The sequence below is a fragment of the Streptomyces sp. NPDC003697 genome, assembly GCF_053587115.1.
On sequence record NZ_JBSFNN010000080.1, the window covers coordinates 24,983 to 32,178 of the forward strand.

Annotated in this window: 6 protein-coding genes; 4 read left to right on the plus strand and 2 right to left on the minus strand. The window is 74.2% G+C overall.

Annotated elements, in window-relative coordinates; all coding sequences use genetic code 11:
* The first annotated feature begins 125 nt into the window (after positions 1–125).
* Positions 126–1,511 carry an aminotransferase class V-fold PLP-dependent enzyme gene (locus ACWDNY_RS25420; RefSeq protein ID WP_451648100.1) on the plus strand — a complete coding sequence of 462 codons (1,386 nt, stop codon included), beginning with the start codon at positions 126–128 and terminating at the stop codon, positions 1,509–1,511.
* A 122-nt stretch (positions 1,512–1,633) separates the two neighbouring features.
* Here the strand turns inward: ACWDNY_RS25420 and ACWDNY_RS25425 are convergent, their stop codons facing one another.
* A complete protein-coding gene (locus tag ACWDNY_RS25425; protein ID WP_451648101.1) occupies positions 1,634–2,608 on the minus strand; it encodes a carbohydrate kinase family protein in 975 nt (324 codons plus the stop codon).
* 178 nt (positions 2,609–2,786) lie between these two features.
* On the opposite strand from ACWDNY_RS25425, the gene ACWDNY_RS25430 reads away from it, so the two are divergent.
* Together ACWDNY_RS25430 and ACWDNY_RS25435 are read left to right on the plus strand one after the other, a co-directional pair.
* Positions 2,787–2,999 (plus strand): hypothetical protein, encoded by a 213-nt coding sequence (locus tag ACWDNY_RS25430; protein ID WP_451648102.1) that lies wholly within the window; start codon positions 2,787–2,789, stop codon positions 2,997–2,999.
* A gap of 163 nt (positions 3,000–3,162) precedes the next feature.
* The gene (locus tag ACWDNY_RS25435; RefSeq protein WP_451648103.1) at positions 3,163–5,166 is read left to right on the plus strand and encodes a hypothetical protein; all 2,004 of its coding nucleotides are present in this window, start codon (positions 3,163–3,165) and stop codon (positions 5,164–5,166) included.
* A gap of 74 nt (positions 5,167–5,240) precedes the next feature.
* Here the strand turns inward: ACWDNY_RS25435 and ACWDNY_RS25440 are convergent, their stop codons facing one another.
* Positions 5,241–5,597, minus strand: a complete 357-nt coding sequence (locus ACWDNY_RS25440) for a HesB/IscA family protein (RefSeq protein ID WP_016435777.1) — start codon at positions 5,595–5,597, stop codon at positions 5,241–5,243.
* A gap of 301 nt (positions 5,598–5,898) precedes the next feature.
* On the opposite strand from ACWDNY_RS25440, the gene nadA reads away from it, so the two are divergent.
* On the plus strand, positions 5,899–7,083 hold the full coding sequence (gene nadA / locus ACWDNY_RS25445; RefSeq protein WP_451648104.1) for a quinolinate synthase NadA: 1,185 nt from the start codon (positions 5,899–5,901) through the stop codon (positions 7,081–7,083).
* Positions 7,084–7,196: the final 113 nt, after the last annotated feature.

Below are 7,196 nucleotides of genomic sequence, written 5' to 3' on the forward strand. Positions count from 1 at the left end.
TGACGGGGTTTCGGGCGCCGGGCGGGCTTGTGGACGGGCGAGTTCCGCGGCCGTGCGGGGGTGCCCGGCGGCACGTGGGTTCCCCGCCGTGCCCCGCGGCCGCACACGGGTCGTAGCGTTGCGGTGTGGCCTACTTCGACGCTGCTTCCGCCGTCCCTCTGCACCCCGTTGCCCGGCAGGCACTGCTGGCCTCCCTCGAGGAGGGCTGGGCCGACCCCGCGCGCCTGCACCGGGAAGGGCGGCGCGCCCGGCTGCTGCTGGACGCGGCGCGCGAGGCGGCCGCCGAGGCGGTGGGCTGCCGGCCCGACGAACTGGTCTTCACGTCGTCCGGGACCCGCGCCGTGCACGCCGGGATCTCGGGCGCGCTGGCCGGGCGGCGGCGCACCGGCCGCCACCTGATCGTGTCAGCCGTCGAACACTCCTCGGTGCTCCGTGCGGCGGAGTCCCACGAGGCGGACGGCGGCGCGGTCACACGGGTCCCGGTCGGCCGCGGGGGCGCGGTGCAGGCCGCCTCGTACGCGGAGGCGCTGCGCCCCGGCACCGCCCTGGCCTGTCTGCAGTCCGCCAACCACGAGGTCGGCACCGAGCAGCCGGTGGCCGCCGTGGCCGAGGCGTGCCGCGCGGTGGGCGTCCCACTGCTGGTGGACGCGGCCCAGTCGCTCGGCTGGGGCCGGGTCGGGGGCGACTGGTCGCTGCTGACGGCGAGCGCCCACAAGTGGGGCGGGCCGTCGGGCGTCGGGCTGCTCGTCGTGCGCAAGGGCGTCCGCTTCGCGCCGTCCGGGCCCGTGGACGAACGGGAGTCGGGCCGGGCGGCCGGGTTCGAGAACATCCCGGCGATCGTCGCCGCGGCGGCCTCGCTGCGCGCGGTGCGGGCGGAGGCGGCCGCGGAGGCCGCGCGGCTGCGGGAACTGACGGAGCGGATCCGGACGCGGGTGCCGCGGCTGGTGCCGGACGTGGAGGTGGTGGGCGATCCGGCGCGCCGCCTGCCGGGCATCGTGACGTTCTCCTGCCTCCACGTGGACGGGGAGGCGCTGCTGCACGAACTGGACCGCGAGGGCTTCTCGGTCTCCTCCGGCTCGTCGTGCACCAGCAGCACGCTCACCCCGAGCCACGTCCTGAGGGCGATGGGGGTGCTCAGCGAGGGCAATGTCCGGGTGTCGCTGCCGCCGGGCACGCCGGCGCCGGAGGTCGACCGCTTCCTGACCGTGCTGCCCGCGGCGGTGGCCGCGGTGCGGGAGAAGCTGGGTGCGCCGGCCGCGGCCGCGCCGGCCGTGGGGGGTGCAGGCGACGCGCTGGTCGTCGACGCCCTCGGCAAGCGCTGCCCGCTGCCCGTCATCGAGCTGGCGAAGGTCATCGGCGACGTCCCGGTGGGCGGCACGGTCCGGGTCCTCGCGGACGACGAGGCGGCGCGGCTGGACATCCCCGCGTGGTGCGGGATGCGGGGGCAGGAGTACATGGGCGAGGAACCGGCGGACGGGGGCGCCGCCTACGTGGTCCGCCGGGTCTCGTGAACGGGTGCCCGGTCTCCTGAGTGGGTGCGGGGTGTCCGCGGGGGAGGTGCCGGCCTCCCGGGGGAGGGGCCCGGCCCGCCGAGGGCGGGCGCGGGGTCTCCTGAGGACGGGTGGCGGGCCGGTCAGCCGAGGTGGGCGCGGACCTCGCGGGCCGCGTCGTCGCCGTACGCCTTGGTGAAGCGCTCCATGAAGTGGCCGCGGCGCAGCTGGTACTCCTGGGTGCCCACCGTCTCGATGACCAGCGTGGCGAGCATGCAGCCCACCTGCGCGGCGCGCTCCAGGGAGACTCCCCAGGCCAGGCCGGACAGGAAGCCGGCGCGGAAGGCGTCGCCGACGCCGGTCGGATCGGCCTTGCGCTCCTCGTCCGGGCAGCCGACCTCGACCGGCTCCCCGCCGGCGCTCTCGATGCGCACGCCCCGCGCGCCGAGCGTGGTCACCCGGTGGCCGACCCGGGAGAGGATCTCGGCGTCGCTCCATCCCGTCTTGGTCTCGATGAGCCCCTTCTCGTACTCGTTCGAGAACAGGTAGGTCGCCCCGTCCAGCAGTATCCGGATCTCCTCCCCGTTCATCCGGGCGATCTGCTGGGAGAAGTCGGCCGCGAACGGGATCGACCGCGCGCGGCACTCCTCGGTGTGCCGGAGCATCGCCTCGGGGTCGTCGGCGCCGATCGACACGAGGTCGAGGCCGCCGACACGGTCGGCGACGGTCTTGAGCTCGATGAGGCGGGCCTCGCTCATCGCGCCGGTGTAGAAGGAGCCGATCTGGTTGTGGTCGGCGTCCGTCGTGCAGACGAACCGGGCGGTGTGCAGGGTCTCGGAGATACGGACCGACTCCGTGTCGACGCCGTGCCGTTCCAGCCAGGCCCGGTACTCGACGAAGTCGGCGCCGGCGGCTCCCACCAGGACGGGTTCGGTGCCGAGCTGCCCCATGCCGAAGGCGATGTTGGCGCCGACACCGCCCCGCCGCACGTCCAGCTGGTCGACCAGGAAGGAGAGGGAGACCGCGTGCAGCTGGTCCGCGACGAACTGGTCGGCGAACCGGCCGGGGAAGGTCATGAGGTGGTCGGTGGCGATGGAGCCGGTGACTGCGATGCGCACGGCGTGGACTCTCCTGCGGGCATGTAAGGGGCGCGCGTCAGCGCTCGGTGGAAGGCTGCGGGGGACGGGAGGCGGATCGACAGTTCACGCTACCCGGTCGGCGCGTGAGCCTGAAGCAGGCGAAACTACCGGATAGTAGATCTTTCTTCGCGGGGCCCGGCCTGCCTACGGTGCGGTCATGACGAACCACACGGTCCATGCTGCCCCCGCCCCGGCCGACCTCGACGGCGATCTCGCGTCGCTGCGCGGGGACTGCGCCCGGATGGCCCCGCACTGGGAGGCTCCCGACCGGACCGGCGCCGCGCCGGTGCCGCCGTCCCTGATCCACGGCGTGGACGTCCCGGCGTCCTCCGCGCGACTGCTGGACGCCATGTCGGACTACGGGGACTGAAGCCGGCGCGCCCGGTGGAACCGCGCGCTCCCCCGCTGCGTCCCATCGCCGTCCCCCGACGAGGGGATGCGGATGGCGGCCCCACGGACCGGCCTTTTTGTCAGGGTCGGGTCAGGGTCGGCACAGGGGCAGCTGACGGCTGTGCAGGCGAAGGAGCGATGCGGTGAACACCGAGCGACCCGACCACGACGACGAGGCCGCGGGTACCGCCGAGGTGGCCTCGGCGGAGAAGACGACGCCGGAATCCGGAGCCGGGCCCGGGGCCGCGCCGCAGGGGGCAGCCGGGACCGGCGCCACTGCGGCGCCGGAGGCCGGTGCCGAGCCCGAGCCGCCGTCCGGGACCGACGCCGCTTCGGACCCCGGGGCCTGCGCCGCGCCCGAGCCCAGGAGCGGCGCCCGCGTCCGGTCCGGTCCGAGGACCGCGGCCGAGACCGGGCCGGAGGCCGGGGCCGACGCCGCTTCGGACCCCGGGGTCGGCGCCGCGCCCGAGCCCAGGGCCGGGGCCGGCACCGGGGCGGAGGCCGGGGCCCGTTCCGGGCCGGAGGCCGATGCCGAGCCCGAGCCCTCGTCCGTTCCGGAACCGCAGGCGGAGCCGGACGCCACGCCGGGGCCGGGCGAGCCCGGGGACAAGGGCACCGCGGCCCCGGAGACCGGCACGCCATTCCTGCCCGGCCGGCACCGCTCCCCGCTGGTCGCCGCCTCCGTCGCCGCCGCGGTACTGCTCGTCGGGGGTGGCGGGGCCTACGTCGCCACGAGCGCCTCCGGCACCTCCCACGGCGGTACGGCCCCGGCGGCGGCCGGCCACGGCACTCCCCCGCCGCTCGCCCTCGACGGCTACTCCGCGCCCGGCACGGCCCCCGGCGGCGCGGACACGAGCGGCGCCGGCACGGGAGCTGCGGGCAGGGGCGGTACGAACGGCATCGCGCCCGGCGAGCCGAACCCGTACGGCCGGACCTACCGGGCCGCCGGCACCCTGCCGGACGGTCCCGGCTCGGCGCCCGTGTACGCGGCGGGCGGCGCGACCACCCGTCAGGAGGTGGCCCGGCTCGCCCGCGCGCTCGGCGTGCAGGGGGCGCCCCGGGCCGGTGCGCAGGCCTGGACGGTCGGACCGGCCGCGGACGGCTCGGGCCCTCTCCTCCGGGTGAGCCGGCAGGCCCCCGGCACCTGGACGTTCAGCTGGTACACGCCGGGCACCGACGACTGCGCGGGCGTCACACGGTGCGCGTCCGGCCCGGCGGCCCCGGCCGTCGACCCGGTGAGCGTCGCCGCCGCGAAGAAGGCGGCGGCCCCCGTGCTGCAGGCGCTGGGCCAGGACGGCGCGGCGGTGGACGCCGGGCAGGCCATGGGCGCCCAGCGGGTGGTCAACGCCGACCCGGTGGTCGGCGGCCTGCCGACGTACGGCTGGGCGACCGGCCTGACGGTCGGCGCGCAGGGCGACGTGGTCGGCGGCAGTGGGCAGTTGAAGGCGCCGGTGAAGGGTGACACGTACCCGGTGCTGAGCGCGCGCAGGACGCTGGACCTGATGAACACCGCTCCGCGCACGGACCACCGGATGGGGATCGGCGGCTGCGCGAGTCCCGTGCCCCTGAAGGACCGCCTGGAGGCGCCCTGCGGGTCGTCGGCGTCCACGGCCGCTCCGCGGCAGGACACGGTGACGGTGGAACGGGCGGTGTTCGGCCTGGCCGCGCACTCCGTGGGCGGGCGGCAGACGCTGGTGCCTTCCTGGCTGTTCGAGGCGCGGACGCCGGACGCCGCGGACACCTTCACGGTGACGTACCCGGCGGTCGACCCGGCCTACCTGGCCCCGGCCGGTACGTCCGGGGGGACGTCCACCGCACGGCCGGGCACGGCGGCGCCGGCCACCCCGCGCGACGTGAGGGTGACGGGGTACGGCGCGGACGGCGACGCCCTGACCGTCCGCTTCGAGGGCGGGGTGTGCTCGGACTACACCGCCTCGGCGGCCGAGGGGCCCGGTCGGGTGACCGTCACGGTGACCGAGAAGCCGCGGGCGGGCACGGTCTGCATCATGATCGCCAAGATGCAGGAGCGGACCGTGCGGCTGGACCGGCCCCTCGGCGACCGGAAGGTGGTCGGGTCGGACGGCCGGACCGTCCCGCTGACGAGGCCGGGAGCACGACTGCCGGAAGCGTCGCCGCAGGCCCGGTGAGGGCGGGCGGACACACACGAAGGCGGCGGCCCCCGGAACAGGGGCCGCCGCCTTTCACATCGGGACGGAACGGCTCAGCTGAAGGAGTCGCCGCAGGCGCAGGAGCCGGTCGCGTTCGGGTTGTCGATCGTGAAGCCCTGCTTCTCGATGGTGTCCACGAAGTCGACGGTCGCGCCGCCCAGGTACGGAGCGCTCATGCGGTCGGTGACGACCTTCACCCCGCCGAAGTCCTTCTCCACGTCGCCGTCCAGAGAGCGCTCGTCGAAGAACAGCTGGTAGCGCAGGCCGGAGCAGCCACCGGGCTGGACGGCCACGCGCAGGGCGAGGTCGTCACGGCCTTCCTGGTCGAGCAGGGCCTTGACCTTGGACGCGGCGGCGTCGGTCAGGATGATGCCGTCGGTGACGGTGGTGGTCTCGTCCGATACGGACATCTACATCTCTCCCGGGTTGTACGGAGACTGCTTGCCGACGAGTGCAACCGGCAAGGCCGCGGAATCATTCCGGGCCGAGCACCTGGTTCTTCCTCTTCCTCATGCTCGTCCTCTTCATGCTCGCACACGCCCGCCGCACCGGACAGCACGGCCGGTGCGAGGTGAGGCACGCGACGACGGCGGTTGTCACGTGGGTCACAGGATTCACGTCACAACAACGCCCAATCGGCATCGTCAAAGTGACGTGAACCCGTTATGATGGATAACGTCACATCGACGAAAAGTAGAAAGGGTGCGTGTGGTGACCACCGCCCAAGCCCAGGAGCTCGACGTACAGCCGACGCCCCTCGCCCTCCTCCTCCTCGGCCGCGAGGCCGACCCGAAGAGCGAGCGCGGTGTCGAGTGTCCCGGCGACCTGCCCTCCCCGTCCGACCCCGGCCTGGTGGAGCGCGCCCGCGCCGCCAAGGAGAAGCTCGGCGACAAGGTCTTCGTGCTGGGCCACCACTACCAGCGCGACGAGGTCATCCAGTTCGCCGACGTCACGGGCGACTCCTTCAAGCTGGCCCGGGAGGCGGCGGCGCGGCCGGAGGCCGAGTACATCGTGTTCTGCGGTGTGCACTTCATGGCGGAGTCCGCGGACATCCTGACGAACGACGAGCAGAAGGTGGTCCTGCCGGACCTGGCGGCCGGGTGCTCCATGGCCGACATGGCCACGGCCGAGCAGGTCGCCGAGTGCTGGGACGTGCTGACCGAGGCCGGCGTCGCCGAGCAGGCCGTCCCGGTGTCGTACATGAACTCGTCAGCGGACATCAAGGCGTTCACGGGCAAGCACGGCGGCACCATCTGCACCTCCTCCAACGCCAGGCGCGCCCTGGAGTGGGCGTTCGAGCAGGGCGAGAAGGTCCTGTTCCTGCCCGATCAGCACCTGGGCCGCAACACGGCGGTGCGGGACATGGGGATGTCGCCGGCGGACTGCGTCGTCTACAACCCGCACAAGCCGAACGGCGGACTGACCGTGGAGGAGCTGCGGGCCGCGAAGATGATCCTGTGGCGCGGCCACTGCTCGGTGCACGGGCGCTTCGCCCTGGATTCGGTGAACGACGTCCGCGAGCGCATCCCCGGCGTGAACGTGCTGGTCCACCCCGAGTGCCGGCACGAGGTCGTCGCGGCGGCGGACTACGTCGGTTCGACCGAGTACATCATCAGGACGCTGGAGGCCGCCCCGGCCGGCTCCAGGTGGGCCATCGGCACGGAGCTGAACCTGGTGCGCCGTCTGGCGAACCGTTTCGCGCCCGAGGGCAAGGAGATCGTCTTCCTCGACCGGACGGTGTGCTTCTGCTCGACCATGAACCGCATCGACCTGCCGCACCTGGTGTGGGCGCTGGAGTCCCTCGCCGAGGGCAACCTCGTCAACCGCATCGAGGTGGACAAGGAGACGGAGGCGTTCGCGAAGCTGGCGCTGGAGCGGATGCTGGCGCTGCCGTAACGGTTCCCGCCGCCGCGGGGGACGGCGGCGAACGGCTCAGGCCCGCCGGGAAACCCCCGTTTTTACGGCGGGGCGGATGCCTTTGGGGTTGGGTGCTATTACCCCCCCGGGTG

Bases quoted from the DNA above. Each gene is read 5' to 3' on its own strand.
- ACWDNY_RS25430 (WP_451648102.1), top strand. From the start codon at position 2,787: ATGACGAACCACACGGTCCATGCTGCCCCCGCCCCGGCCGACCTCGAC.
- ACWDNY_RS25440 (WP_016435777.1), bottom strand. From the start codon at position 5,597: ATGTCCGTATCGGACGAGACCACCACCGTCACCGACGGCATCATCCTG.